This window comes from Aliiroseovarius sp. CAU 1755 (assembly GCF_054482655.1).
The window spans coordinates 535849-562549 of the sequence record NZ_JBTLRH010000002.1 but is presented as its reverse complement, the minus strand read 5'-3'; the positions used below and the strand labels follow the sequence as shown (position 1 = coordinate 562549).

At 58.4% G+C, this 26701-nt stretch carries 25 protein-coding genes; 23 read left to right on the top strand and 2 right to left on the bottom strand.

The window, feature by feature from the left end:
- Positions 1–10: 10 nt before the first annotated feature.
- Both ACXYMP_RS09835 and ACXYMP_RS09830 read right to left on the bottom strand, forming a co-directional pair.
- Positions 11–883 carry an amidohydrolase family protein gene (locus tag ACXYMP_RS09835; RefSeq protein ID WP_458905976.1) on the bottom strand — a complete coding sequence of 291 codons (873 nt, stop codon included), beginning with the start codon at positions 881–883 and terminating at the stop codon, positions 11–13.
- Positions 883–1881 (bottom strand): nuclear transport factor 2 family protein, encoded by a 999-nt coding sequence (locus tag ACXYMP_RS09830; RefSeq protein WP_458905974.1) that lies wholly within the window; start codon positions 1879–1881, stop codon positions 883–885. The genes ACXYMP_RS09835 and ACXYMP_RS09830 overlap by 1 nt, the downstream gene beginning before the upstream one ends.
- Before the next feature lie 125 nt (positions 1882–2006).
- On the opposite strand from ACXYMP_RS09830, the gene ACXYMP_RS09825 reads away from it, so the two are divergent.
- The 23 genes from ACXYMP_RS09825 to ACXYMP_RS09715 all read left to right on the top strand — a co-directional run bounded on the left by ACXYMP_RS09825 (position 2007) and on the right by ACXYMP_RS09715 (position 26178).
- Positions 2007–3062, top strand: coding sequence for an ABC transporter ATP-binding protein (locus ACXYMP_RS09825; RefSeq protein WP_298565143.1), 1056 nt, complete (start codon positions 2007–2009; stop codon positions 3060–3062).
- 82 nt (positions 3063–3144) lie between these two features.
- Positions 3145–4350: an ABC transporter substrate-binding protein gene (locus tag ACXYMP_RS09820; protein ID WP_458905972.1), complete on the top strand. Its 1206-nt coding sequence runs from the start codon at positions 3145–3147 to the stop codon at positions 4348–4350.
- A gap of 78 nt (positions 4351–4428) precedes the next feature.
- Complete coding sequence (locus ACXYMP_RS09815; protein ID WP_298565149.1) at positions 4429–5451, top strand: carbohydrate ABC transporter permease; 1023 nt, start codon at positions 4429–4431, stop codon at positions 5449–5451.
- Position 5452: 1 nt separating this feature from the next.
- Positions 5453–6607: a carbohydrate ABC transporter permease gene (locus ACXYMP_RS09810; RefSeq protein ID WP_298565152.1), complete on the top strand. Its 1155-nt coding sequence runs from the start codon at positions 5453–5455 to the stop codon at positions 6605–6607.
- Positions 6604–7143: an ester cyclase gene (locus tag ACXYMP_RS09805; RefSeq protein ID WP_458905969.1), complete on the top strand. Its 540-nt coding sequence runs from the start codon at positions 6604–6606 to the stop codon at positions 7141–7143. The genes ACXYMP_RS09810 and ACXYMP_RS09805 overlap by 4 nt, the downstream gene beginning before the upstream one ends.
- Before the next feature lies 1 nt (position 7144).
- Complete coding sequence (gene hisD, locus ACXYMP_RS09800) at positions 7145–8476, top strand: histidinol dehydrogenase (protein ID WP_458905967.1); 1332 nt, start codon at positions 7145–7147, stop codon at positions 8474–8476.
- 6 nt (positions 8477–8482) lie between these two features.
- Positions 8483–9535: an ester cyclase gene (locus ACXYMP_RS09795; protein ID WP_458905966.1), complete on the top strand. Its 1053-nt coding sequence runs from the start codon at positions 8483–8485 to the stop codon at positions 9533–9535.
- On the top strand, positions 9532–10299 hold the full coding sequence (locus ACXYMP_RS09790) for an SDR family NAD(P)-dependent oxidoreductase (RefSeq protein WP_458905965.1): 768 nt from the start codon (positions 9532–9534) through the stop codon (positions 10297–10299). The genes ACXYMP_RS09795 and ACXYMP_RS09790 overlap by 4 nt, the downstream gene beginning before the upstream one ends.
- The gene (locus ACXYMP_RS09785; protein WP_458905964.1) at positions 10296–11312 is read left to right on the top strand and encodes a LacI family DNA-binding transcriptional regulator; all 1017 of its coding nucleotides are present in this window, start codon (positions 10296–10298) and stop codon (positions 11310–11312) included. Before ACXYMP_RS09790 ends, ACXYMP_RS09785 begins: the two co-directional genes overlap by 4 nt.
- Positions 11309–12283: a nuclear transport factor 2 family protein gene (locus ACXYMP_RS09780; protein WP_458905963.1), complete on the top strand. Its 975-nt coding sequence runs from the start codon at positions 11309–11311 to the stop codon at positions 12281–12283. Before ACXYMP_RS09785 ends, ACXYMP_RS09780 begins: the two co-directional genes overlap by 4 nt.
- Positions 12284–12433: 150 nt before the next feature.
- Complete coding sequence (locus ACXYMP_RS09775; RefSeq protein WP_458905962.1) at positions 12434–13396, top strand: cupin domain-containing protein; 963 nt, start codon at positions 12434–12436, stop codon at positions 13394–13396.
- Positions 13397–13416: 20 nt separating this feature from the next.
- Positions 13417–14541 (top strand): cobalamin-independent methionine synthase II family protein, encoded by a 1125-nt coding sequence (locus tag ACXYMP_RS09770; protein ID WP_458905961.1) that lies wholly within the window; start codon positions 13417–13419, stop codon positions 14539–14541.
- Positions 14538–15230: an alpha/beta fold hydrolase gene (locus ACXYMP_RS09765; RefSeq protein WP_458905960.1), complete on the top strand. Its 693-nt coding sequence runs from the start codon at positions 14538–14540 to the stop codon at positions 15228–15230. Before ACXYMP_RS09770 ends, ACXYMP_RS09765 begins: the two co-directional genes overlap by 4 nt.
- Entirely contained in the window at positions 15231–15926 is a 696-nt protein-coding gene (locus tag ACXYMP_RS09760; protein WP_298565178.1) for an RraA family protein, read from the top strand.
- A 494-nt stretch (positions 15927–16420) separates the two neighbouring features.
- A complete protein-coding gene (locus ACXYMP_RS09755) occupies positions 16421–17479 on the top strand; it encodes a sensor histidine kinase (RefSeq protein ID WP_458906504.1) in 1059 nt (352 codons plus the stop codon).
- A 146-nt stretch (positions 17480–17625) separates the two neighbouring features.
- Complete coding sequence (locus tag ACXYMP_RS09750) at positions 17626–18663, top strand: substrate-binding domain-containing protein (protein ID WP_458905958.1); 1038 nt, start codon at positions 17626–17628, stop codon at positions 18661–18663.
- A 58-nt stretch (positions 18664–18721) separates the two neighbouring features.
- A complete protein-coding gene (gene pstC, locus ACXYMP_RS09745) occupies positions 18722–19948 on the top strand; it encodes a phosphate ABC transporter permease subunit PstC (RefSeq protein WP_458905956.1) in 1227 nt (408 codons plus the stop codon).
- Positions 19945–21273, top strand: coding sequence for a phosphate ABC transporter permease PstA (gene pstA, locus ACXYMP_RS09740; RefSeq protein WP_458905954.1), 1329 nt, complete (start codon positions 19945–19947; stop codon positions 21271–21273). Before pstC ends, pstA begins: the two co-directional genes overlap by 4 nt.
- A 12-nt stretch (positions 21274–21285) precedes the next feature.
- A complete protein-coding gene (pstB, locus tag ACXYMP_RS09735) occupies positions 21286–22083 on the top strand; it encodes a phosphate ABC transporter ATP-binding protein PstB (protein ID WP_458905952.1) in 798 nt (265 codons plus the stop codon).
- Positions 22084–22086: 3 nt separating this feature from the next.
- Complete coding sequence (gene phoU, locus ACXYMP_RS09730) at positions 22087–22794, top strand: phosphate signaling complex protein PhoU (RefSeq protein WP_458905950.1); 708 nt, start codon at positions 22087–22089, stop codon at positions 22792–22794.
- Between the two features lie 3 nt (positions 22795–22797).
- Positions 22798–23484, top strand: coding sequence for a phosphate regulon transcriptional regulator PhoB (gene phoB, locus ACXYMP_RS09725; RefSeq protein ID WP_458905948.1), 687 nt, complete (start codon positions 22798–22800; stop codon positions 23482–23484).
- A gap of 661 nt (positions 23485–24145) precedes the next feature.
- Positions 24146–25738 carry an ABC transporter substrate-binding protein gene (locus tag ACXYMP_RS09720; RefSeq protein ID WP_458905946.1) on the top strand — a complete coding sequence of 531 codons (1593 nt, stop codon included), beginning with the start codon at positions 24146–24148 and terminating at the stop codon, positions 25736–25738.
- The gene (locus tag ACXYMP_RS09715) at positions 25735–26178 is read left to right on the top strand and encodes a GAF domain-containing protein (protein WP_458905944.1); all 444 of its coding nucleotides are present in this window, start codon (positions 25735–25737) and stop codon (positions 26176–26178) included. Before ACXYMP_RS09720 ends, ACXYMP_RS09715 begins: the two co-directional genes overlap by 4 nt.
- Positions 26179–26701 lie beyond the last annotated feature (523 nt).

Sequence of the window (26701 nt, the reverse complement as noted above, 5' to 3'; positions counted from 1 at the left end):
TCCCAAGCCTTCAGCCGTCCAGCCGATAGAACCGACGCGCGACGGTTTCAAAGACCTGTTCGTGATGCGCTTTGGGCACCAGAAACGCATGCGCGCGCAACAGGGTTTCGTAATCGGAATACAGGCTGTCGACCGGGAAGTTAGAGCCGAACATGCAGCGATCCGGGCCGAATTGGTCAAGGCAAACCTCGATGATGGGCCGGAAATCCGCGGGTCTCCAGTCATGTTTGAACATTCCAAGCCCGGACAGTTTGCAGGTGATATGGGGCAGGGCGGACAGGTGGCGCAATGCCTGTGCCCAGTCGGCGAGCCCTATCACTGAGCGATCATGCGGGCTGCCTGCATGACACAGGGCAATCTGCGTGTCGGGGGCGGTTTCCAGCACGCGGGCGGTGTTTTCCATCAGTTCCGGGATCAATTGCAGATCGAAGCTCAGCCCACGCCGTCCCAATTCGCGCAGGCCGTCTGCGAACCGGGGGTCGTCCAGCAGTGTGTTGGTGCCGGTCATGGCGTCTTCGCCCGGCGCGCGACCGACGATCTGGCGGGCGCCGCGCAGGGTTGAGAGGGTTTGGAACCGGTCAAGCTGATGTCCAAGGTCAGGCGCGGTCAGATCGCAAAAGACGACCTGCGCCATCGGCCAGTCTGGATTGGCATCTGCCACGGACTGCACCCATTGCGCCTCGGCCCAGCCATCTTCGGCACCGACCTGAATATGGACGGACCCAGTGACCCCTTGCGCGGCGGCATCGCGGCGAAACTCCTCCAACAGATAGTTGCGCTGGATGGGGGCGGGATCGCCGAAAAAACGTGGCGTTCCTTTGGCCATCAACCACGGGTAATGTACCGCAGACAGGTCCCAAAGATGATGGTGGGCGTCGATCATCACAGATCTCCGTCAGCCAGTCGTTGCAGCACGTCATCACCTTGGCCTTTCCAGAAATGCAGAAGGTCGATGAAGATCCAGTTTTCGGCCAGCTTGTCGCCGTCGCGACGGTAAATGTCGATCACGCGGAACTCGCCGGTTTCGCCGGTGGGGGCATGGCCCATGAAATCGCCGGTCAGACGGGCAGTGAAATTGGGCCAGCCGAAGAAGCCGCCATAATGACCTTCGGCCAACCGAGCGATGTGGGTGGTTTTTGAACGATCCGAGAAGGCCGCGCGGAACGGCCCTGAATGCTGCCGCGCATAGCGCGGGATCGTATAGGTCGCGCCGATGCCGGTGGGTCCCCACCACAGCATGTCCTCGGCCCAGGTCTGACGCAGTTCGTCTTCCAGGCTCAACCCGCTGTTCCATTGCCCCAGATCACCGATCATGCGGTTGATAACGGCAAGCGTTGCCGCGCCCTCGTCGGCGGGCTGCGGCGCGAGAAGTAGTCCATCATGGGTTTGCGGACCCGGTTGCACCAGTTGCGCGGCGGTCTGTCCGGGGAAGGGGTCAAAACCGGCTTGCACCATCAGGTGGGGCAGGTCGAAATACATCGCCGTTTCGACGATCTTGCCATCCGCGACCCGGTTGAATTCGCAATGGCGCAGCATTGTGATCTTGTGGGTTGGCGGGATGTTTAGGAACGGTTCGTCAAACAACCCCATCAGATGCCCCATCGAAACCACCCATATGCCGTTGAACCCATCCATCTGGTTGCGCCCGGCGAAAAAGACATCTTCGCGCCGTTGCATCGCGGTCAGGCTGCTCTTCAGCGGCGTCCAGAACTGACGGGCGACCTGCTGCGCCGATCGAAGCGCGCCGAACGGGTGGAACCCACGCCAGAGGTAGTCGGGACCAGTATGCGCGGCGAGCGCGTCTTCGGCGGTGATTCCCGGTGCGATCAGATCGGCGTGATGGCGACGGACGATGTCCTTGGCGGCTTGAAGGTCTTGCATTTCTCTCTCTTTACAGCGGGTTGCGCCTGGCATTGCATACGAATGCAAAATTAGCTTGCCAAATTGTCGCAGCAAAGTCTAACCTTTTTGCATTCGTATGCAAAACCCGGTGGGAGGTTGGCCTTATGGCAGAAATCGAACTGCGCAACATCAGCAAACGCTGGGGCGCCTTTGTCGGTGTCGATAATTTTGACCTGACCATCGCAGACAAGGAATTTCTGGTCCTGCTGGGCCCGTCCGGGTGCGGCAAGACCACCACGATGCGGATGATCGCCGGGTTGGAGGATGCCAGCGAAGGCGACATTATCGTTGACGGAGAGCGGGTGAACGACAAAGAACCCAAGGACCGCGACGTGGCGATGGTGTTCCAAAGCTACGCACTTTATCCGAACATGAATGTCTATGAGAACATCCGCTTTCCGCTGAAAGTGCGCGGCAATGACCCGTCCACCCACCACGAGCGCGTGATGCAGGCTGCCGAACGGGTCGAGCTTCTGGACTTTCTGGACCGAAAACCGGCCGCCCTGTCGGGGGGGCAACGGCAACGCGTGGCGCTGGCGCGGGCCATCGTCCGCAAGCCCAAAGTGTTCTTGATGGACGAACCCCTGTCCAATCTGGATGCCAAGCTGCGGGTCTCGACCCGCGCGCAGATCAAGAACCTGAGCCACGATCTGGCTGCCACCACCATTTACGTGACCCATGACCAGATCGAGGCGATGACCTTGGCGGATCGGGTCGTCGTGATGAAAAAAGGTGTGGTGCAGCAGGTGGGCAGCCCGACCGAGATCTATGACACCCCGGCCAACACGTTTGTCGCCAGCTTTATCGGCTCACCTGCCATGAACCTGATGGATGGAGAGGTAAAGGGCGGCACGTTCCGGGCACAACACACCGAAATCCCCGGCCTGAACGCTCCCGACGGCCCCGTCACGCTTGGCTTTCGCGCCGAAGATGCCGCCTTGGCCGAGACCGGGCAGGGGCAGATCAACGCGCCGATCTATACGCTTGAGCTGCTGGGCGACGCGACGATGATTTCCGTGCGCATCAACGGCGCGCTGGTGTCGGTGAAATCCGACAAGACCTTCCGGGCAGAGATTGGGGACATGGTCTCGATCTCGGTTCCGAAAGAGATTTGCCACACTTTCGAAGCCACCGAAGATGGCAAACGTATCGAGGGCTGACCCTCAGACACTTGCCGCGCTTGCGGCACAACTATGGTCCGTGTGTCGACGGCGGACCTGATAAAACAGGGAGACATTTCTGATGTTCAAGAAACTTGCATTGGCCGGCGCTTTGTCGGTGATGGCAACCGGAGCATGGGCCGAATGTGCCTATGAAAACACAACACCTTTGAAATCGCTGTCCGCCGGGTTCGAAGCCTGGAAGGCGGTGACGGATGCGATGGCGGAATGCGGAAATTTCCAGGCCTCGCTGGATCAGGACTTCCGCGAGAAGCAGCCGGAAGCCTTCGCGGCAAAACCCGCTCTGTATCAAATTGGTGGCGTTGCAAACTCAACCATGGTGCCGCTGTTGAATGCGGGCACCATCCGTCCGCTGGATGACCTGGTTGCGAAATACGGCCAGCATCTGAAGCCCAACCAGCTGATCAAGGTGGATGGCAAGACCTATGCGATTGCGATGATGGTGAACCTTCAGCACCTGATGTATCGCGAGGACATCCTGAATGACCTCGGCATCGCGGTGCCCACGACCTATGCCGAGATGCTGGACGCGGCCGCGAAGATCAATGAGGCGGGTGTTGTGGAATATCCCATCGGTGCCACCTTCAAGACCGGCTGGAACCTGGGTGAAGAATTCATCAACAACTATCTGGGTGAAGGCGGCGAGTTCTTTGCCGAGGGCAACATGCCCAATATCAACAATGAAAAAGGTGTGGCCGCGCTGGAAGTGATGAAGGCGCTGACCGAATTTATGGACCCGGAATACCTGGTCTCGGATTCGACCTATGTTCAGCAGCAGTTTCAGCAGGGCAAGATCGCCATGGCGAACCTGTGGGCCAGCCGCGCCGCCGCGATGAATGACGAAGCCGAAAGCCAGGTTGTGGGCAAGGTCGTGATGGCCGCCGCCCCGATGGGGTCCGAGCGTCCGGCATCGTCGCTGTGGTGGGATGGCGTCGTCTTTGCCACCAACATGACCGATGAAGAGGCCGAAGCGGCCTTCCAAGTCGCCATGGAAGGCATGGATACTGAGATGGTCAAAGCCAACAATGACGCTGCCGTCTGGCTGATCGACGGGTTCAATGCCGGGCCGCTGGCCAAAGGGGCCTATGAGACCGCGCAGAAAGGCACGGCACCTTATCCCGGATCGGGTCCGATGGGCATCATGCACACCGTTCTGGGCAACGGGATTTCCGATTACCTAAACGGTGCCAAAGATGCGGCTACGACGCTGGCTGACATCGAAGCGGCTTATATCACCGCCGCCAAGGAATCGGGTTTGGTGCAGTAACCCACCGCCAAGCGGGGAGGGGCCAGGCCCTTCCCCCACCCACCACCGCCATCCCCGGATCATCAGAAAGGCAGAGCCATGAACTTCAAGACCTTCGCAGCTTTTGTCGGGCCGTCTGTCTTCATGATGCTGTTGTTCATCGCGTTTCCGCTGGCAAGCGTGTTGAAGCAGAGCTTCTATGTCACCCAGCCGATCTATGACACGGTCGAGGTCGAGACATGCTCGCCGGGGTTTCCCGACCAGATCTGCGTGACCGAACAGAAATCGGTGCCGCAACTGGATGAGGACGGCAAGATCGTCGAGATCACGACCTTCGTTGGCTTGCAAAGCTATCGCAACGTGCTGGAGCTGGAACGGGCATGGAACGCCGTCAAAACCGACGGTCTGATGGCCCTTCAGTCGATTGATTTCTGGAAGGCGCTACGGTTCACCCTGACCTTCACTTTGATCACCTTGCCACTGGTGCTGGGCTTTGGGCTTGGCATCGCATTGATGATCAACAATGCCTCCCTCGCCATCAAGGGGCCGGTGATCTTCATCTCACTTTTGCCGTTCATTATCACACCGGTGATCGGCGCGCTCAGCATCAATTGGCTGTTTCGTGGCGACGGTATTCTGACCGCCCTTATCGAATGGTATCTACAGCGCGACGTGTCGATGTTTGCGCAGGCCTGGACCATCGAGGTTCTGATCATGCTGTATCGCGTGTGGCACGTGGCCCCGTTTGCGGCGATCGTGTTCTATGCCGGGCTGCAAACCGTCAACAGCGACGCGTTGGAAAGCGCCGTCATCGACGGGGCAAGCCGCTGGCAACGGATGAAATATGTGGTCATCCCGCATCTGACCCCGCTGATCATCTTCATTTCGATGATCCACCTGATGGACGCCTATCGCGTCTTCGAAGAAATCGTCGGTTTCTCAAGCCAAGGCTATGTCATCAGCTTGCAATGGCTGACCTATGACTTCCTTGTGCCGGATCAGGCGGGCAACCGGTCGATCAGCCGCGCCTCGGCCTCGGCGATGCTGACCATGATCGGGATTGCCGCTCTTCTGGTTCCGCTTCTGCGCCGCACCTGGCAAGACCATAAAGGAGATCACTAAGATGTCGTCTCGTGCCCTGCGTCAGCCCTTGGGGCTGAAACTCACCTCGGCCTCGTTTCTGGCGCTTTGGTGCATCGTCGCCGCCTTCCCGATCTTCTGGATCACGGTGATGAGCTTCAAATCTCCGGTCGATGCCTTTTCGTCCAATGCGCTGAATGTCGTGTTTGGCCCGCATACGCGGGACACAGGCCACGGCATTTCGATCCTCGATATTCTGCTGGGGATAGCGGTGATCTGGATCACGGCACGGATCATGACCAAGACCCTTCCGGGAATGATCGCGTCTTATGCGCCGGGCGGACAAAAATGGGCCGGATGGGTGATCGGTGTGCTGGTCGTGGCCATCGGGTTTCTGGTCACGTTCTTCGCGATCCTGCCCGCCATTTTGGATGTGCTGAATCCATGGTTCGGGCCGCTGGGGCGGGACATCATCGGCCTGACCACCGAGCATTACAAAACGGTTTGGGTTGATCGCGGGTTTTCCAACAACTTCAAGAACTCGATGATCGTGACCACCGGCGTCGTGACCATATCGCTGACCGTGGGCACGCTTGCGGGTTATGGGCTTGCGCGCTCAGGATCCGGGCTTGCCTTTGCCATCCTGATCATCGCGTTGGTGTTCCGGGCGTTGCCGCATTCGGTGCTGGTGGCGGGCTATCTGCCGGTATTCATCTCGTCGTCCGAATGGCTGGCCCCGATCCTTGGGGAAAACGCCCCCACGCTTTATGGCAAACCCTTCGCGGTCATCGCGGTTCTGGTTGCCATCAACCAACCCTTCACGATCTGGATGCTGCGGTCCTTCTTCCAAAGTATCCCCGCCGAGCTGGACGAAGCCGCGCGGGTGGATGGCTGCAACCATTTCCAGGCCTTCCGCCGTGTCATCATGCCGGTGATGTGGCCGGGGGTGATCACGACCGGGCTGTTTTCCTTCCTGTTGGGGTATAACGACTTTCTTGTCACATCGCTTTTGCTGGATGCACAGAACCAGACCATGGTGCCAGCCATCGCTGGGATGTTCAGCCGCGAGACCACCACCACCGATCAGGTTGTCGCGGTGGCCGCTGCGGTGTCGATCACGGCGCCTTTGTTCTTCCTTGTCATGGTGTTCCAACGCCAGATTGTCAGCGGTCTGACCGCAGGAGCCGTCAAAGGATGAAAGGTTCCCGCCCAGAACAAGCGGTTCTGACCCGCGACACAGATATGTCGAAAACAGACGATACCCGCCGGGTGATCGAGGCCATGGTTGACGGCCTGAACGACCATCGCATCAGTGATATTGGTGAGTTCTTCGCCGATGGGTTTCGCTGGATGGGCAATCAGGGCTGCGGCACGAAAACCGGTCTGAAGGAGTTTCAGGACAACTGGCAGCGCCCGTTTCAAGCGGCGTTTTCGGACAAGACCTGCATCGACGAGGCGCGTCTTTACATGGGGGAATGGGCTGCTGCCTTTGGCCGACAGGAAGCCACCCATTCCGGCGAATTCCTTGGCATTGCGCCCACGGGAAAACGTGTCGAGATCCGCTATATGGATTTCTGGAAAGTCGTCGACGGCAAGATCACCGACAACTGGGTGAATGTCGATTTCGCCCATGTGGCCGCGCAGCTGGGAGTGGACCTGTTTGGCGGCGAAGGCTGGGAAGCATTTGACCGGGGCGAGCGCCAGCCCCCCCGGCCCGAACAAGCGAGGATGTGACATGACAATCGAATACCTGAAACGCGGCAAACCAGATTCCGATCGCGCCGATGATGATGCCAAGACTGCCGCCGTCGTGACCGCGACCCTGAAAGGCATCGAGACCCGCGGTGACGCTGCCGTGCGCGAGCTGGCTGTGAAGTTCGACGGCTATGACCGCGACAGCTATCGCCTGACGCAAGACGAGATCGACGCGCTGATCGCCAAGGTCAGCCCGCGCGATCTGGAAGACATCAAGTTTGCGCAGGAACAGGTGGTCAACTTCGCCCAGGCGCAGCGCGACAGTATGCTGGACATTGAGGTCGAGACCCTGCCGGGCGTCATCCTTGGTCACAAGAACATCCCGGTGCAATCAGTTGGCTGCTACGTGCCCGGAGGGAAGTTCCCGATGGTGGCATCAGCCCACATGTCCGTCGCCACCGCGAAGGTTGCGGGCGTGCCGCGCATCATCGCCTGCACCCCGCCCTTCAACGGCGAACCCAACCCGGCCGTCATCGCCGCGATGCATCTGGGCGGCGCACACGAGATTTACGTGCTGGGTGGCATTCAGGCCGTGGGCGCGATGGCGCTCGGCACGGAAACCATCGACCCCGTGCATCTGCTGGTCGGCCCCGGCAATGCCTTCGTGGCCGAGGCCAAGCGACAGCTTTTTGGGCGCGTGGGCATCGACCTGTTCGCAGGTCCGACCGAGACCATGGTGATCGCCGATGACACCGCCGCCGATGCCGAATTGTGTGCCACCGACCTGCTGGGGCAAGCCGAACACGGTTATAATTCGCCCGCCGTTCTGGTGACAAACTCGCGCAAGCTGGCCGAGGATACACTGGTCGAAATCGACCGCATTCTGCAAATCCTGCCCACCGCCGGCACCGCCCGCGTGAGCTGGGAGGATTACGGCGAGGTCATCTTGTGCGACAGCTATGACGAGATGCTGGCGGTCGCCGACGACATTGCCTCCGAGCATGTGCAGGTGATGACGGACCGCGATGACTGGTTCCTTGAGAACATGACCTGCTATGGCGCGTTGTTCCTTGGGCCGCGCACCAACGTGGCCAATGGCGACAAGGTGATCGGCACCAACCACACGCTGCCGACCAAGAAGGCAGGGCGTTATACCGGCGGACTTTGGGTTGGTAAGTATTTGAAAACGCATAGCTACCAGAAGATCACCACGGACGAGGCCGCCGCCCGGATCGGCGAATACGGATCGCGCCTGTGCATGCTGGAAGGTTTTGTCGGCCACGCCGAGCAATGCAACATCCGCGTGCGCCGCTATGGCGGTGTGAACGTTCCCTATGGCGAAGGCGCGCCATACCGCGAGGCGGCTGAGTAGATAGTGATGGACGTTCAGAGCAAAAACAAAGCGTTGATCGCCCCTGTGCGAGCGGCGATGTATGATTTTGACGAGGCGTCGGTGCGCAGGGTGCTCGCAAAGGTGACGGCACCGGATGCGGTGTTTCACCTGTGTTTCCCCATTGGCGACAGCATCGGGGCCGACGCGTTTTACAACACAGCCTATCGCGATCTGCTGGACGCTTGGCCGGATCTGGAGCGGCGCGACTATATCGTCATGGCCGGACCGGACGAAGACGGCGCGGAATGGGTCGGCTGTGGTGGTTATTACACCGGCACGTTCGAAGCGCCGTGGCTGGACATCCCCCCGACCGGCCATCAGGTCCATATGCGGTTTCACGAGTTCTTCCGCATCGAAGACGGCAAGATTGTCGAATTTCAGGGCCTGTGGGACATTCCCGAGGTCATGTTGCAGGCCAATGCCTGGCCGCTGGCCCCGTCCCTTGGGCGCGAATGGCATGTGCCGGGTCCGTCAACCTGTGACGGGATCGTGCCCGGCCCCTATGACATGGACAAGGGCACCGGGTCCCGTCAGCACATCATCGACATGCTGGAGCATATGAAGCGCCACCCCAGTCAGGGCGGCCCGGACGTGATGGAGATGGACAAGTTCTGGCACGAGAAGATGAGCTGGTATGGCCCATCGGGGATCGGCACCGGGCGCGGTATCCGGGGGTTCCGCAACTGGCACCAGATCCCGTTTCTGTCGGGCATGCCGGATCGCGGGCAATATGTGGACGAGATCGATTATCACTTCTTTGGCGATGGCGATTATGCGGCCGTCACTGGCTGGCCCGACATGATCCAGACCGTCACCCATGGCGGTTGGCTGGGCATTGCGCCGTCGGGCAAGAAGATCTCCATGCGCAGCCTTGATTTCTGGCGCATTGAAAACGGCAAGATCCGGGAAAACTGGGTGCTGGTCGATCTGCTGGACGCCTATGACCAATTGGGCGTGGATGTGTTTGCCCGCTTGCGAGAGTTCAACAAGGTGCGTCATATGGGCCGCCTGAACATACCGGATGGGATGAGCGGATGAGCCAACTGCCCAAAACCCCTTCGTTTCGACTGGATGGCAAACGCGCGCTTGTGGCCGGGGCCAGTTCCGGCATCGGTCTGGCCTGTGCGGCAGCTTTGGGCGAGGCGGGGGCTGAAGTGACTCTGGCCGCCCGGCGCGCGGATGCGTTGGAGGCGCTGGTCAGCGAAATGACAGCAGCGGGCATGTCCGCCCGTGCGCTGCCGCTGGACGTGGCCGACATTGCTGGCACACAGGCGGCAATTGCGGAACACGGGCCGTTTGATGTGCTTGTGAACTCCGCCGGTCTGGCGCGCCACAGCCCAGCGACCGAGACGACGGAAGCGGATTTCGACGCGGTGTCCGACCTGAACGTCAAGGGGGCCTATTTCCTGACCCAGGCCGTTGCCAAGGGTCTGGTGGCGGCGGGCAAGCCCGGCAGTTTGATCAACATTTCGTCGCAAATGGCGCATGTGGGCGGGCTGGATCGTGCCGTATACTGTGCCACCAAACACGCGGTCGAAGGCTTCACCAAGTCGATGGCGATCGAATGGGGCAAGGCGGGCATCCGCGTCAACACGATCTGTCCGACCTTCATCCTGACCGACCTGACCCGGTCCACCTTTGACCAGCCCGACAAGCGCGCCTGGATCGAAGACAAGATCAAGCTGGGCCGCGTGGGCGAGGTCGAGGATATCATGGGCGCGGTGCAATTCCTGGCCTCGGACGCGTCCAGCCTTGTCACCGGCACCGCCCTGATGATCGACGGGGGATGGACTGCGGAATGAGCAAAGTGACCTCAGCCCAAGTTGCACAGCGCGCGGGCGTCAGCCAATCGGCGGTCAGTCGGGTGTTCACGCCGGGGGCCTCTGCGTCCAAGCGCACGGTCGAAAAGGTCAGGAAAGCGGCGGATGAGCTGGGCTATCGCCCCAATTCGCTGGCGCGGGCAATGGTGTCGGGGAAAAGCCGGATGATCGGCTTGGTCGTGGCCTATCTGGAAAATCACTTCTATCCCGAAGCCTTGGAAAAACTGTCCAATGCCTTGCAGGAACAGGGCTATCACATCTTGATTTTCATGGCCTCCAGCACCTCAGCTGACATTGAAGGGGTTGTCGATGAAATTCTGGATTATCAAGTGGATGGGATCATCACAGCCTCGGTCGGCATGTCGTCCGAGCTGACCGACCGCTGCCGTAAGGCCGGTGTGCCGATTGTCATGTTCAACCGGTCTCAGGACGGGCCGGACCTGTCCTCGGTCGCATCGAACAACGTCGCGGGTGGGCGCAAGGTTGCCGAGTTCCTAATCGGGGGTGGCCACAAGCGGATCGGCTATATCGCGGGGTGGGAAGGGGCGTCGACCCAGCGCGACCGCGAGGCTGGGTTCCGGGCCGGACTAACTGAGGCCGGTGTTTCGCTTCACAGCCGCGCCGTGGGGGATTTCCGTTCTGACCGCGCCGCCGAGGCCGCACGGCAGATGTTTTCCGGCGATGATCGGCCCGACGCGGTGTTTGTCTGCAATGATCACATGGCATTTGCCGTGATGGATGTATTGCGGACAGATCTTGGCCTGTCGGTGCCCGGCGACGTGTCGGTCGTCGGCTACGACGATGTGCCGATTGCCGGCTGGCCCGCTTATGACCTGACCACCGTGCGCCAACCCGCCAACCGTATGGTGGCCGAAACCGTCGACCTGCTTCTGGCGGAAATCGACGGCACCGGGCGCGGCCCGCAGAAGATTGAAATTGACGGCCCGCTAGTCGTGCGCGGCTCGGCCCGCAAACCGGAAGGATGGAGCGAATGAAGGGTTTTGACAGCAAGTTCAAGGATTTCCCTGACTATATCATCGGCATCACCAAAGAGATCTGGGAAGACCGCGGCATTGCCACGCTGCATGATTACTATGCCCCCGATATCGTAGTGCGCTCGCCCGCTTCTGTGGTTGTCGGCAACACCGATGTGATCGGCGCCACCATGGCCACACTGGCCGAGTTTCCCGACCGCACGTTGTTGGGCGAAGACGTGATCTGGTCAGGCACGCCCGAGGAAGGGATGTTGTCCTCGCACCGGCTGTTTTCGACCGCGACCCATCTGGGCGACGGGGTTTATGGCAAGGCGACGGGCAACAAGCTGGCCTATCGCATCATCGCGGACTGCCACGCGATCAACAACCAGATCAGCGATGAATGGCTGATCCGCGACCAGGGCGCCATTGTGCGCCAGATGGGATGGGAGCCAAAGGACTATGCCCGCGACCTGATCGCCCGTGAAGGCGGGCCCGAGAATTGCGTGCAGCCGTTCACCCCGGCCAATGACAAACCCGGCCCTTACAAGGGCACCGGAAATGACAATGAATGGGGCCAGAAATACGCTGACATCCTGACCCGGATGATGAATGCCGACATGACGGCGATCGAATCTGAGTATGACCGCGCGGTGCAGTCTGAATATCCCGGTGGGGCGACGGGCCACAGTTGGGGGCCGGTGGATCGGTTCTGGATGGGGCTGCGCGCATCCTTTCCGAATGCCAAGTTCACCATTCACCACCAGATCGGTCGCGATGATCCGTTGATGCCACCGCGTGCAGCACTACGCTGGACGCTGCAGGGCAAGCATGACGGTTGGGGCGTCTTTGGCGTGCCCACCGGGGCCGAGGTCTATGTGCTGGGCGCAAGCCATGCCGAGTTCGGGCCGTGGGGGCTGCGGAGGGAGTTCACTCTGTTCGACGAAACCTCGATCTGGAAGCAAATTCTGCTTCAGACGGGCGCGGTCTGATGTCCACCAGCGCCCGATATCTGGATGCCAGTCAGGCGACGCGAAGGTTCCATGCCTTCTGCGCGTCGCGACGGGCGCGGCGGCTGAACAATCGCCCGCCCGGCGTTTGGGTTTGAACCACTCAGACCCAGACCAATAGGAGACAGACCAATGAGCACCATCCAAGACCGCATCGTCCGCTATGGCGAGCTGCAACCCTGCAAAACGGCCTTCATCGACGCCCATACGCCGGGATCGGACCAGAAGGAAAACTTCACCATCATCGGCGGGGGCGTCAGCGAAAGCCCCGACCAGCACGTGCACATCACCGACCAGATCGGCTTCAACATCGGCGCGGCGGGGCAACCGCCGAAATGCCGCAACTCGCTGCATTCGCACACCACCGCCGAGGTGTTTTTCGTCCTCAAGGGCCGTTGGCGGTTCTTCTGGGGCCGCTATGGCACGGCCGGCGAATTCGTCGCCGAGGAAGGCGATATTTTCAACATCCCCACGGGCATTTTCCGCGGGTTTGAAAATATCGGCACCGACTACGGCATGATCATGGCCGTGTTGGGCGGCGATGATGCGGGTGGCGGCGTGACATGGGCCCCACAGGTGATCGAGGACGCCAAGGACCACGGTCTTGTGCTGGGGGACAATGGCGCGCTTTACGACAGCAAAAAGGGTCAAAGCCTGCCCGATGGTGTGAACCCCATGCCGCTGTTGACCGAAGAGCAGCTGAAAGCCTTTCCCGAAGTGCCGGTCGAAAATGTCGTGCGCGACTATGTCGCCCGGTATTGGGACTTGATGGCGCTGGCGGGCAAGAAACCCGCGAAAGTCATCGGCGAGGATGGTTTGCTGCGCGACAAGCCGGGGTTCGAAGTTGATTTCCTGACCCGCGGCTCGATCCCCGACGAGATGCACAGCCATGACAAGCCGACCGTCCTGATGCCCATGCGCGGCCATTGGAAGCTGCGCTATGACGGCGGCGAGACGGTGCTGAACCCCGGCGATACCTGCCTGATCAATCCAGGCGAGACCCACGCGCTTGCGCCGTCGATGACGGGCGAGACAAGCCTTTATCGTGTCCGCACGACGGACGATCCCGCTGGCCTGACCTGGTCCGGCACATAACCAACTGCAAGGAGCCTATTATGACACGTATCAAAACAACCCATGTGGGCTCCTTGCCGCGCAGTCAGGCGGTGGTGGATTTCATTTTCGCCCGCGAAAATGAGAAACCATACGACCCGGCAGAGTTTGACGCCTGCATGACACAGGCGGTGTCCGACACTGTGCGCAAACAGGTGGAGGCGGGGATAGACATCGTCTCGGACGGTGAGACGTCCAAGATATCCTATGCCACCTATGTGAAGGACCGCTATACCGGGTTTGACGGCGACAGCCCGCGCAATGCGCCGGCCGATCTGAAAATGTTTCCGGGCTTTCTGAAGCGGTTGGCGGATGATGGGGGCACACCGCAATATGCGCGACCAATGTGTGTGGGCGAGGTGCGATCAAAAGGGCAGGGTGAGCTTGAAAAAGACATCGCGAACCTGAAGGCCGCAATGGCAGAGCGCGGGGCGGAACGCGGCTTCATGAATGCCGCCAGCCCCGGTGTGATCTCGCTGTTCCTTCAGAATGACTACTACACATCGCGCGAGGCGTATCTGGCCGCGCTGGCCGACGCGATGAAGGCGGAATACGAGACCATTGTGGCCTCGGGGCTGGACCTGCAACTGGATTGCCCCGACCTTGCCCTGTCGCGCCATATGCTGTTCACCGACCTCAGTGATGACGAATTCATCAAGGTTGCGAACCTGCATGTTGAGGCGTTGAACCACGCGCTGGCGGATGTGCCTGCCGACAAGGTGCGGGTGCATATCTGCTGGGGCAACTACGAGGGGCCGCATTGCTGCGATATCCCGATGGCCAAGATGTTCGACACGTTGATGGCCACGAAATCGCGCTATGTGCTGTTTGAAACCTCGAACCCGCGCCACGGGCATGAATGGACAACGTTCCGTGACCGCAAGGGCGATATTCCCGACGACAAGGTTCTGGTGCCGGGCGTGGTCGATACCACCACCAATTTCGTCGAGCATCCTGAGCTTGTCGCCCAACGCATCCAGCGGTTCACCGACATTGTCGGCGTGGATCGGGTGATCGCAGGGTCTGACTGTGGCTTCGGCACGTTTGCGGGCTTTGGTGCGGTGGACCCTGACATTGCTTATGCCAAGCTGTCGGCCTTGGCTGAAGGGGCCGCGCTGATCAAATGACGCCCCTTGTGCTGCTTCCCGGAATGATGTGCGACGCGCGACTGTTTGCGCCGCAATTCGCCGCTTTTTCAGGGCGACGGATGGTGGTCAGCGCCCCCATCACTGAATATGACAGTGTCAAAGGGTTGGCGCAGGCGGTGCTGTCGGACGCCCCGCCGCGCTTTGCCTTGGCCGGTCTTTCGATGGGCGGCATCGTCGCGATGGAGGTGTTGCGTCAGGCCCCGGACCGGGTGGACCGGATGGCCCTTCTGGACACCAACCCGATGGCTGAAACCGATGCCGTCAAAGACCGCCGTTTTCCGCAAATGCAAAAGGTGCGCGAGGGCCAACTGGCGCATGTCATGCGCGACGAAATGAAGCCAAATTACCTAAGCGACGGCCCGCGCCGGCAGGAAATCCTCGATCTGTGCATGCAGATGGCGCTGGACCTTGGTCCGCATGTGTTTTTGACACAGTCGCGGGCTTTGATGGACCGGCCCGATCAGGCTGAAACCTTGCGGGCGGCGCAGCTTCCCGCGCTGGTTCTGTGCGGGCGGGATGACACGCTGTGTCCCGTTTCCCGCCATGAACTGATGGCCGACCTGATCCCCGGCGCGGGTCTGGAGATCATCGACGGGGCCGGGCATTTGCCCACGCTGGAGCAACCCGAAAAAACCAACGCGGCGCTGGCCCGCTGGCTGGAGGATTGAATGGATAACTCGCTTCTGACCCTGCTGAAGCAGGTCGATACACCCACAGTGTGCAACGCCATCGAAGTGGCGCAGGGCAAGCGCGGATTTGATGCGTTTACCCGTGGCACGATGCTGGCCTCGCACCCGGATGCCCCGGCCATTGTGGGCTATGCCCGCACCGCACGCATTGCCGCTGTCACCCCGCCGACTGAGGCGCCCGAAGTTATCAAGGCGCGGCGCATGGAGTATTACCGCCATATGTCCGAAGGTCCGCGCCCCGCGCTTGCGGTGATTGAAGACGTGGATTTCCCCCAGTGCATCGGGGCCTATTGGGGCGAGATCAACACGACGGTGCACAAGGGGTTCGGCCTGTCGGGTGCCCTGACCAATGGGGTGATGCGTGACCTTGGCGATCTGCCGGAGGGGTTTCCGGTGATTGCAGGCTCCATCGGTCCCAGCCATGGCTTCGTGCATGTGAAGGATATTGGCCAGCCGGTGTCGGTCTTCGGATTGCGTGTCGCCGATGGCGATCTGATCCATGCTGACCGCCACGGTGCGCTGGTTATTCCGCCTGAGGTCCTGCCTGATCTGGACGCCGCAATCCGGCGCCTGTTGGACACCGAGAAACTCGTGCTGGACCCAGCACGTCAGGAGGGGTTCGACTTTGACGCTTTCGAAGCCGCGTGGTCTGCCTTTGAGGCGGCACGGACATAGCAGCCCGGATCAAGAGGCGCGCTGCGCATGGGGTCCTTCCTGGCGAGATTGCCGAGCTGAAACTGGACCGCGGATTTGCTTTGCGCCCTTGTCTGGGCGGGTCCGCCATTGCCGTTCCTCCTGACGGAAAATTGTTGGCAATGGCGTTCCAGAAAAGATCACTTGGCTTTTAGATGCTCTGGCTCTCCGTGTGCCAGAAACGCAACTTCTGTCGGGGAAGATGGCGACTTTCAGCATAGGCAACGCTTTTAAAACCTGGCGAGTGGTTTAGGGCGTCTGGTCGCTGCATTCTATGAAGTGCGCCGGAGGTTTGAGTCTTCAAGCAATCAGATTCAACACCGAAGGGCGGAAAGCCGAAGAGTCAGTTGTCGCGTGCACGAGCGGAGGGTATTATCACTTGCAGTGCGGTCGAAGAAATTGGTGGGTCGCTGCGCTGTTGATTGAGTCATAATCTGCCTACCTTTGAATTGACGCAGCAACCTGGAGATACAGCCATGCTTCAGAGCGACCTGACCGACACCCCGGCAATTGAAGTTCTGATCGAGGCGTTTCCGCTCCCCACGCTGGTCATTGGCGTCACCGGGTCACTCGCCTGCATGAACGCAGCGGCAGAAGCGCTGTTTGGCAAGAAGGTCTTGGGTCGGCATTTCACGACGAGTTTGCGTCACCCTAAGCTGGTAGACGCGGTCGAACGTAGTTTGCTGGACCGGGTGCCGCGCAAAGTTTCTTATCAAGTCGTCGAAAACGGCAGCGATGCTTTCTATGAAGCGCATGTTCACGCGGTTGACGGCACCCCATTCCTGATCCTCAGCTTCCAAAATGTAACGGATGTCGTTCTGGCAGAACAGATGCGCAGCGATTTCGTTGCGAATGTCAGTCACGAATTGCGAACACCTCTGACATCTTTGATGGGGTTTATTGAAACCCTGCGGGGACCTGCTCGAGACGATTCCAAGGCGCGGGACCGATTTTTGACCATTATGGCGGGTGAAGCAGAAAGGATGAACCGTCTTGTCGGGGATTTGCAATCGTTGAGCGGCGTCGAGGCTGATGAGCGCGTTCGCCCCAAGACGACGATTGATTTAAGAGACACGCTGCAAACAATGCTGAGCAACATCTCTCCACTAGCGAAGGATAGGCGTGTGAGGTTGCAGTGCGATCTGGGCGAAACCCCGTTGCTTGTAATCGGTGACAGTGATCAGTTGATACAGGTTTTCACCAATCTGGTTGAGAACGCGATTAAATATGGTGGTGCGGATCAATCTGTAGAGATTGCGGCTTCGAAATCAGTACATGATCCGGTCCTGCGCGGTCCTGCGATCGCAATCACGGTATATGATCATGGGCCCGGAATTGACCCCATCCACCTGCCCCGCCTGACAGAGCGGTTTTATCGCGCCGACAGCCATCGTAGTCGAGAACTCGGTGGCACCGGATTGGGATTGTCGATCGTTAAACATATCCTGAACCGTCATCGGGGGCGATTAAAGATCGACAGCCAATTGGAGCAAGGGTCTCAATTCACGGTCATCCTGCCACCGGCCTGGGGCTGAACAAACTATTTTGGTCATCAAGAGCAAAATATCCATCTGTCATAAAACCGTAACTTACCTGTCGCAAAACCGAAGCATGCCGTGTCGACAAACGCGGCAGGGCCATCAAGGGGGTGGCCTTTGATCCGGATATGACAGGAGTTTTCATGTCGCCCTTGAATCTTACAGCATCCACACTGGCCATCGTCGCCGCATCCGTCACTGCCGCCGCTGCCCGCGACAATGTTCAGGTCGCAGGGTCGTCCACCGTGCTTCCTTACGCGGCCATCGTTGCCGAAGCGTTTGGTGAGAATTTCGATTTCCCTACGCCTGTGGTAGAATCCGGCGGGTCCTCCGCTGGCCTCAAACGGTTCTGCGAGGGGGTCGGTGAAAACACTGTAGATATCGCCAATGCCAGCCGCGCTATCAAATCCTCCGAGCTTGAAGTCTGCGCTGAAAACGGTGTGACCGATATCGTAGAAATACGCATCGGCTACGACGGGATTGTTTTTGCCAGCGACATCGCAGGCAACGGTTTCGCCTTCACGCCGTCTGATTGGTATATGGCCCTGGCTGCTGAGCTGCCCGTTGATGGCGCCATGGTTGCGAATTCCAATTCCAACTGGAACGCGGTCAACAGCGATTTTCCAGATCAGCAAATTCAGGCATTCATCCCTGGCACCAAGCACGGCACACGCGAAGTGTTCGAAGAGAAGGTTCTTCTGCAGGGTTGCATCGACAGCGGTGCAATGGACGCGATCTTGAACCTGAATGGTGGCGACGAAGATGCGGCCGAACAGAGCTGCATGGCCGTGCGCACCGACGGTCTGTCTGTCGATATTGACGGCGACTACACGGAAACCTTGGCGCGGATCGAAGCGGATGCGAACGGCATCGGGGTGTTTGGTCTGGCGTTCTATGAAAACAACACAGACCGCTTGCAAGTCGCGCCTATGTCAGACGTCGTGCCGAATACAGCGAGCATCGCATCCGGTGAATATCCTGTGTCACGCCCGCTTTATTTCTATGTCAAGGCAGCGCATCTGGATGTCATTCCCGGCCTTCAAGAGTTTGTCAGCTTCTTCGTCAGTGATGAGATTGCTGGCCCTGATGGTCCATTGGCTGAATACGGCCTCGTCTCAGACCCGGAGCTTTCTAAGACTCAGGACGCAGTCGCCAACCGCACTTTGCTGGATGTCATGTAACTAGGTTACGGGGCCGGAATCCTGCCGGCCCCGTTTCTAATGGGGGAAATCTGCACTGATGTGGGTTGTTGAATTGTTTTCGTCTTTGCCGGGGTTGCTGGCCGTTCTCGCCCTTTTTGGGCTGCTCGGATCGCAAGTTCGGGTGCATCGCGCTGCCAAGGGCGATGTGCGCAGTCTGGCCGCTTTGCCTCGTGCGCACGGCATAAACGCGGTTCTCAGCGTTCTTGTCCCTGCGGCGATCTGTTTTGTCGGGCTATCTTTGGTCAAGTTAATCGGACCTCGGCTGAATACCGCGGCACTACCTGACTACGTGGTCTATTGGACAGTTCTGACGGTTGCGGTTCTGGGATGCGTTGTTGCGATACTGCGGTCCACTGTCAACTTTCGAGCCCGCCAAGCCTCTGAGGTTTGGATTAAGTCGCTCTTAATTGCAGCATCTGTGGTCGCGATTCTGACCACGGTCGGCATCGTCTTGTCGATGCTTTTTGAGGCGATGCATTTCTTCCAGCAATACGCTTGGCAAGATTTCTTCTTTTCCACCGATTGGGCCCCTAACTTTCGGGGCGACAGCTCTCTTGGTTTTCTACCGCTGCTTTGGGGCACCTTTTATGTCAGCTTCATTGCCTTGGCGCTTGCCGTACCGGTTGGCCTGTTTGCGGCGATCTATTTGTCCGAATATGCAGGACCCTGGATGCGGGGCATTGCGAAACCGCTGATCGAAATCCTTGCCGGGATTCCCACAATTGTTTACGGGCTTTTTGCGCTTGTCACTGTCGGACCGTTGCTTCGGGACTATTTTGCACAACCGCTCGGGTTGGGGGGCAGTGCATCCTCGGTCATGACTGCAGGCGTGGTGATGGGCATCATGCTTATCCCCTTTGTTTCCTCGCTATCAGATGATGCGATCAATGCCGTGCCACAAACGATGCGCGATGGGTCATATGCACTTGGCGCTACGCGGTCGGAAACCGTCCGAAAGGTCATTCTGCCGGCCGCCTTGCCCGGTATCATGGGTGCAGTATTGTTGGCTGCAAGCCGCGCTATTGGCGAAACGATGATCGTCGTCCTCGGAGCGGGTGCCGCCGCACAAATGTCGCTGAACCCGTTTGAGGCGATGACAACGATCACAGTCAAAATCGTGAGCCAGCTTACAGGCGACACGGATTTTGCCAGCCCCGAAACGCTGGTTGCTTTCGCGCTTGGGCTGACACTGTTCGCCTTTACCTTAGCCTTGAACGCGGTCGCCTTGTTGGTCGTTCGCAAATACCGGGAACAATACGAATGACTTCCCCAACCAAGTCTCTGTTCGTGCAAGATGAACGTGTCAAACGTCGCAATGCCGCTGAAAAGCGGTTCCATTCTTACGGCTTGTGCGCAATCGGTGTGGCTGCTCTTGCGCTGGTGGTCTTGCTGGCCTCTGTGCTGGCAAACGGGGCAAGTGCGTTCCGCCAGACCTACCTCATGCTCGAGATTCCCCTGCCCGCCGAAACCTTGGACAAAGGCGGTGACCGCGACCCCGCAGCCATGGCGAGCGTATCTACATTCGGTTACGCGCCGTTGCTGCGCGATGCACTTGTGGCCAGCATCGCCAAGCTGAACATCGAAACAACACTGTCCAACAAAGATGTAGGCGACATGATCAGCAAAGAGGCCGCGGCGTCTCTGCGCAATCAAGTCCTTGCAAACCCGGACCTTGTTGGTGGTGTCATTGCGTTGGACGTGCTGGCCAACGGTCGGATTGACGGTTTTTTCAAAGGCCGTGTCACGATGGAAAGTGCTGAGCGCGACGGCAACACCTCGCCTGAGGCTTTGCGTGTTGCCCAACTCCTTGCGGATGTGGGCGTGCTCGAAACTCGTTTCAATTGGCAGTTTTTAACCGCTCCTGACGCGAGCGATCAGCGCCCCGAAGCAGCAGGACTTGGCGTCGCAATTCTAGGGTCGCTCTATATGATGCTTGTTGTCTTGGTTCTGGCATTGCCCATCGGGGTCGCCGCTGCGATCTACCTTGAAGAGTTTGCGCCGAAAAACCGTGTGTCAGATCTGATCGAAGTGAACATCAGCAATCTGGCAGCTGTGCCGTCCATCGTATACGGAATTTTGGGGTTAGCGATCTTCATCAACTTTTTGGGACTGCGGCAGTCCTCGCCCTTGGTTGGCGGGCTGGTGCTTACGCTGATGACCTTGCCGACGATCATCATCGCAACCCGCGCCGCACTTAAGGCGGTGCCACCGTCGATCCGCGACGCGGCCTTGGGGCTTGGCGCGACAAAGATGCAGTCGGTGTTTCACCATGTCTTACCGCTTGCCGCACCTGGTATCTTGACGGGAACAATCATCGGGCTGGCACAAGCCTTGGGCGAAACCGCGCCGCTGTTGCTGATTGGCATGGTGGCCTTCGTGCGCGATTATCCGGCGGCCTACAGCGAGACTGCGGGCCTGTTTGGCGAAGCTGCAACTGCGCTGCCCGTGCAGGTCTTCAACTGGACGCAGCGTGCCGATCCCGGTTTTGTGGAACGCGCGTCCGGCGCGATCATAACCCTATTGGTGTTTTTGGCAGTGATGAACACAGTCGCCGTCCTGCTGCGCCGCCGCTTTGAACGCCGGTGGTAGAAAGAAAATAGGATGAAAGTGAACACATTGATCCAGCCTAACCCGGATATGGCCGTCCCAAAAATCACTGCCAGAAACGTACATGTTTCTTATGGGGACAGCGTCGCCATCAAAGATGTGTCGGTAGGTATTTCCGCAAACACTGTGACCGCATTTATCGGCCCATCCGGGTGTGGAAAATCGACGTTCCTACGTTGCTTGAACCGGATGAACGACACGATTGAAACTTGCCGTGTGAGCGGTGAAATCCTGATCGAAGGTGAAGATATCTACCACCGCTCAGTCGATCCAGTGCAACTACGCGCCAAGGTTGGGATGGTCTTTCAAAAGCCGAACCCGTTTCCCAAATCTATCTTTGACAACGTGGCCTATGGCCCAAAAATTCACGGCCTTGCCCGCAATAAGGCCGATCTGGACAACATTGTCGAAAACGCGCTTCGAAAAGCGGCGCTTTGGGATGAGGCCAAGGATCGTTTGAACAAGACCGGTACTGGCCTTTCAGGCGGCCAGCAGCAGCGACTTTGCATCGCGCGGGCGATTGCAACCTCGCCCGAAGTGCTGTTGATGGATGAACCTTGCTCTGCGCTTGACCCGATCGCGACGGCCCAGATCGAAGAATTGATCAACGATTTGCGCGAAAACTATTGCGTCGTGATCGTCACCCATTCCATGCAGCAGGCAGCAAGGATCAGCCAGAAAACGGCGTTTTTCCACCTTGGCAGTTTGGTTGAATATGGCGACACAGATCAGGTATTTACGGCCCCAAGTGACCCCAGAACCGAAAGCTACATCACCGGCAGGATTGGATAACCCATGACCAACGCACATATTTCTTCGGCGTTCGATACCGACCTGGAAGCTGTTCAAGCGCAGATCATGAAAATGGGAGGGTTGGTCGAAAACGCCATCCGCCTGGGCATGGAGTCGCTTGAAACACGCGATGAAGACCTTGCACAGCAGGTGCGCACAGCGGATTCTTCAATTGATGCGCTTGAAGAGGCTATCAATGAAAGTGCGGCACGGATTATTGCTTTGCGTGCGCCGACAGCCATTGATTTGCGATTGATTTTGAGCGTGATCAAGATCAGCGGCAATCTTGAAAGGATCGGGGACTACGCTAAGAACATGGCGAAACGCACCGAAGTTTTGTCGAATGCCGATCCGATCAGCGGCAGCACCGGCACCCTTCACCGCATGACGCGTGCGGTCGAGTTAATGCTCAAAGACGCGCTGGATGCCTATATCCACCGCGATACTGCGCTTGCCGCTGATGTTATTGCCCGCGATGTCGAGGTGGATCAGATGTATAACGCGCTGTTTCGTGAACTGTTGACCTTCATGATGGAGGATCCCCGCAATATTACGGCCTGCTTGCATCTGCATTTCATTTCAAAAAACACGGAACGCATGGGGGACCATGTGACATCAATTGCGGAACAAGTCATATATTTGGCCGACGGAAAGCAACCAGAAGAGGCGCGTCCGAAGGCGGATACAACATCCACAGTCACGGGGGGCTAAGGGATGGCGCCAATTCAAGCGCAGGTCCTGCTTGTCGAAGATGAGCCTGCTCAGGCAGAGATCATGACCTACAATTTGAATGCAGAAGGCTTTGCAGTGCGCCACGCGACCAACGGCGAGGAAGCGATGCAAATGATACGAGAAGACCTGCCCGATCTAATTATCCTAGATTGGATGATGCCCTTGCTCAGCGGGATCGAAGTTTGTCGCCGGATCAAGACCAGTGACGCCACAAAACACATCCCCATTATCATGTTGTCGGCTCGTTCCGAAGAAGTTGACAGTGTCCGTGGTCTGGATACCGGCGCCGATGACTATGTGACGAAACCGTATTCCGTCAAAGAGTTGATGGCTCGCGCCCGCACACAATTGCGCCGGACCCAGTCAGCGGCTGTCGCGACCTTAACTTACGAAGATATTGTCCTTGATCCTGAAAGCCATCGTGTCAGCCGCGATAACCAAGACCTCAATTTGGGACCTATCGAGTTTCGACTGTTATCAAGGTTCATGGAACGGCCCGGCCGCGTCTTCAGTCGCGAGCAATTGCTCGATCTGGTCTGGGGTCGTGATATTTTTTTGGATTCAAGAACCGTCGATGTCCATGTCGCACGGCTGCGCAAGTCCATAACGCGCAACGGCGGCACCGATCCAATCCGAACAGTGCGGGGCGCGGGTTATTCCCTTGGGTGATGGCCTGACGTGAAATTGAGCGCTGGCTGTAGGCGGCGTGAGAGTTCAGCAATCCTCAACAGGACGCATGAACGCTATTTTTTACCTTTTCTTAGATTGAAGTCGGAGAGACAAGTGATAGCTTCACTCCCCTTCGGCCGTTCAAAGCCGTCATCGTCATAAAGATTTTCTCATTTGAAATCGACTTGGACTGCCACCTGAACGCCAGGGCGCAGTAGCCGCGGCGCACGACCTCGAAGGTCGATGGTCCGCCGGAGCATCAGTTCTGACAAGGACTGCCGAGAGGTTTTTTCGATCAACCGCGTCATACAGGTTCACTGCCTCCAGCGGGTCCGCCTGAGCTAGACAAAGCTCTTTCCAGTCTTCAACTCGTTTCAGTGACATACGGTACCGTCTGTCACGCTTGCACGCACGCGACGCTGGCGGCCTACAGCAGCAAGTGGCCCCGTCCTGCGCGCGGAACACTGGCTCACCTGTCAGATCGTGTCGCACACCTCTCAGCCGCGGGCTGCATAAGCGACAGGCTTGCGATCACGAAGGACGGCGAGATTGTTGAAATCATAGAAGTAGAGGTCTAGCGTACAATTCTCGGCCAAACTTCCTTATTCGCAGCAGTTGCTGCAGACCTCTGCCCGAGGGCACCATTCACTAGGGGGACGACATGCTAAACCTAAAGACAACGTTTATTGCTGGACTTCTGGCAAGCGCCTTTGCGCTTTCGCCGGTGGCAGCCGCAACGCCAGATAACATGCTTGTGGTGGCCCAAAACATCGACGACATTGTTACGATTGATCCAGCCTCGGCTTACGAATTCAGCTCGGGCGAATATGTTGCCAACACCTATGACACGCTGGTGCGCTACGATGCGACCGACACGACTGTGTTGGCCCCTGCGTTGGCCACCGAGTGGACCGTCGACGCCACCGCCAAGACTGTCACTTTCACCTTGCGCGACGGGGTTAAATTCCACTCTGGCAATCCGGTGCGAGCCGAGGATGTGGTCGGATCATGGACCCGTGTCGTCGCCCTTGATAAGGCACCATCCTTCATCCTGACTCAGTTGGGTTGGACCGCTGACAACATCGCCGAAATGGTCACAGCAGAAGGCAATACGGTCATCGTGCGTTACGAGGGCGACTTTGCGCCATCTTTCGTTTTGAACGTGCTCGCCGCACGCCCGGCATCAGTCGTGGACATGCAAACCGTCATGGCCAACGAGGTCGACGGCGACATGGGCCATGCGTGGTTGAACAAGAACTCTGCGGGCACCGGGCCGTTCAGCTTGGGCACCTATCGTCCTGCCGATATCCTCTCGCTCGATGCCAACCCTGATTATTATCAGGGCCGCCCGTCGATGGACCGCATCGTCATTCAACACAACCCCGAAGGTGCAACCCAACGATTGCAGCTTGAAGCGGGCGATATCGACATGGCCAAGGACCTTGATCCCGGTCAGATCGCCGGCCTTGATGGGGTTGATGGTGTGCGTGTAGAGACCTACCCGCAAGCCGCCGTGCATTGGGTGTCGTTCAATCAGAAAACCGACAGTCTGACCGATCCCGCAGTATGGGAAGCTGCACGTTATCTGGTGGATTATCAAGGCATGGCCAATGGCATGCTCAAGGGTCAGATGAAGGTGCATCAGGCATTTTGGCCGGATGGTTTTCCGGGCGCGTTGACCGACACACCGTTTAGTTACGACCCCGAAAAAGCCAAACAGATCCTGAAGGACGCCGGGGTGGAGACGCCCATCAACGTCACGATGGATGTCATATCGGCCCCAACTTTCGTGGAAATGGCACAGGCGTTACAGGCCTCCTTCGCCGAAGGCGGGATCAACCTCGAGATCATCGCAGGCACAGGCGCGCAGGTCATCACCAAATACCGCGCGCGCACCCATGAGGCGATGTTGCTGTATTGGGGGCCTGACTTCATGGACCCGCATTCCAACGCCAAGGCATTTGCGTACAACAAGGATAACTCCGATGACAAATACGCCTCGACCACGACGTGGCGCAACGCATGGATGCCACCGGCCGAGATGAACGCCAAAACCATGGCAGCCCTCGGCGAGCAGGATGCGGACAAGCGGCTTGGCATGTATCTGGAGCTTCAGAAAGAAACCCAGGCCGAAGCGCCGTACGTCATCATGTTCCAGGCGATCAAGCAGGTCGCGATGCGGGACAACATCAAAGGGTTCGTCAACGGCGCCACATCTGACTACGTCTTCTACCGTCTGGTCGAAAAGGAATGACCCAACAACCGTCCCCCGAGGCGATCTATCGTGCCTTGCACACGCAAACCGGGGGGCGGTTGTTCACCGTGACGGTGCTGGACCGCGCCGCTGGTCTTGCGCGGCGGGTTTATACATCTCACGCCGACGCTTATCCGGTGTCCGGGACCAAATCGATGTCGCAAGGGGCTTGGACAGAACAGGTCGTAGAACGCGGTGAGGTTTTCGTCGCGAACACCGTTGCGGAGTTCGCGATCTATTTCCCGGACCATGCCTTGATTGAAAGCCTTGGATGTGGCGCTGCGTTAAATGTGCCGATTTGCTTGGAAGAGGTCATAGGGACAGTCAACATTCTCGACAAAGAGCACTACTTCTCGCCACGGAATGTGGACCACTGCCTCGCGGCCATCGAGCAGCATCGTGACGATTTAATTTGGGCGATGGAGCAATACGCACTCTGAGGCAGCAGAACCTGCTGCACTTGACGCAACCTGCTTGGCGCGGTTGCAGGAAGAACCTTCGACAAAACAAGCATTGCAATGCAGAAAATGTCGTTTGTGGACGAGATAATTTCACCTGTCACTGGTCGGTTGGCTCGCAACCACAATGTGCGTTTCGATGTATTCAATGCGCACCAGAGCGTGGCAAGACCAAAGCTCTGATAGCTGAATAGATGCAAACTCAATTGGCGCAGTGTGCCGAAAGCTGCGGTTTGTGCGAACGCTGTGAATGCCTGCTCCGTCGCGCGACTGTCACTTTAAGAGCTCCTAGATCATGCAACCGCAGCGAATGTCCGATCTGGCTTAGCTGCATCGCAGCGGTTGACGACATCGGCAAAGTCGGCTTTGGGCGCGTCTGCGCCCGGAGAATTCGCAGATCATTGCGTTAATACTGCAAGGCATCGAGCAATCGGTTCAAAACCCATTCCTAGCCTTGGTTGCACCCACCGCATCCGCCGTTCAGCACGTCTGACACCCGCTGGTG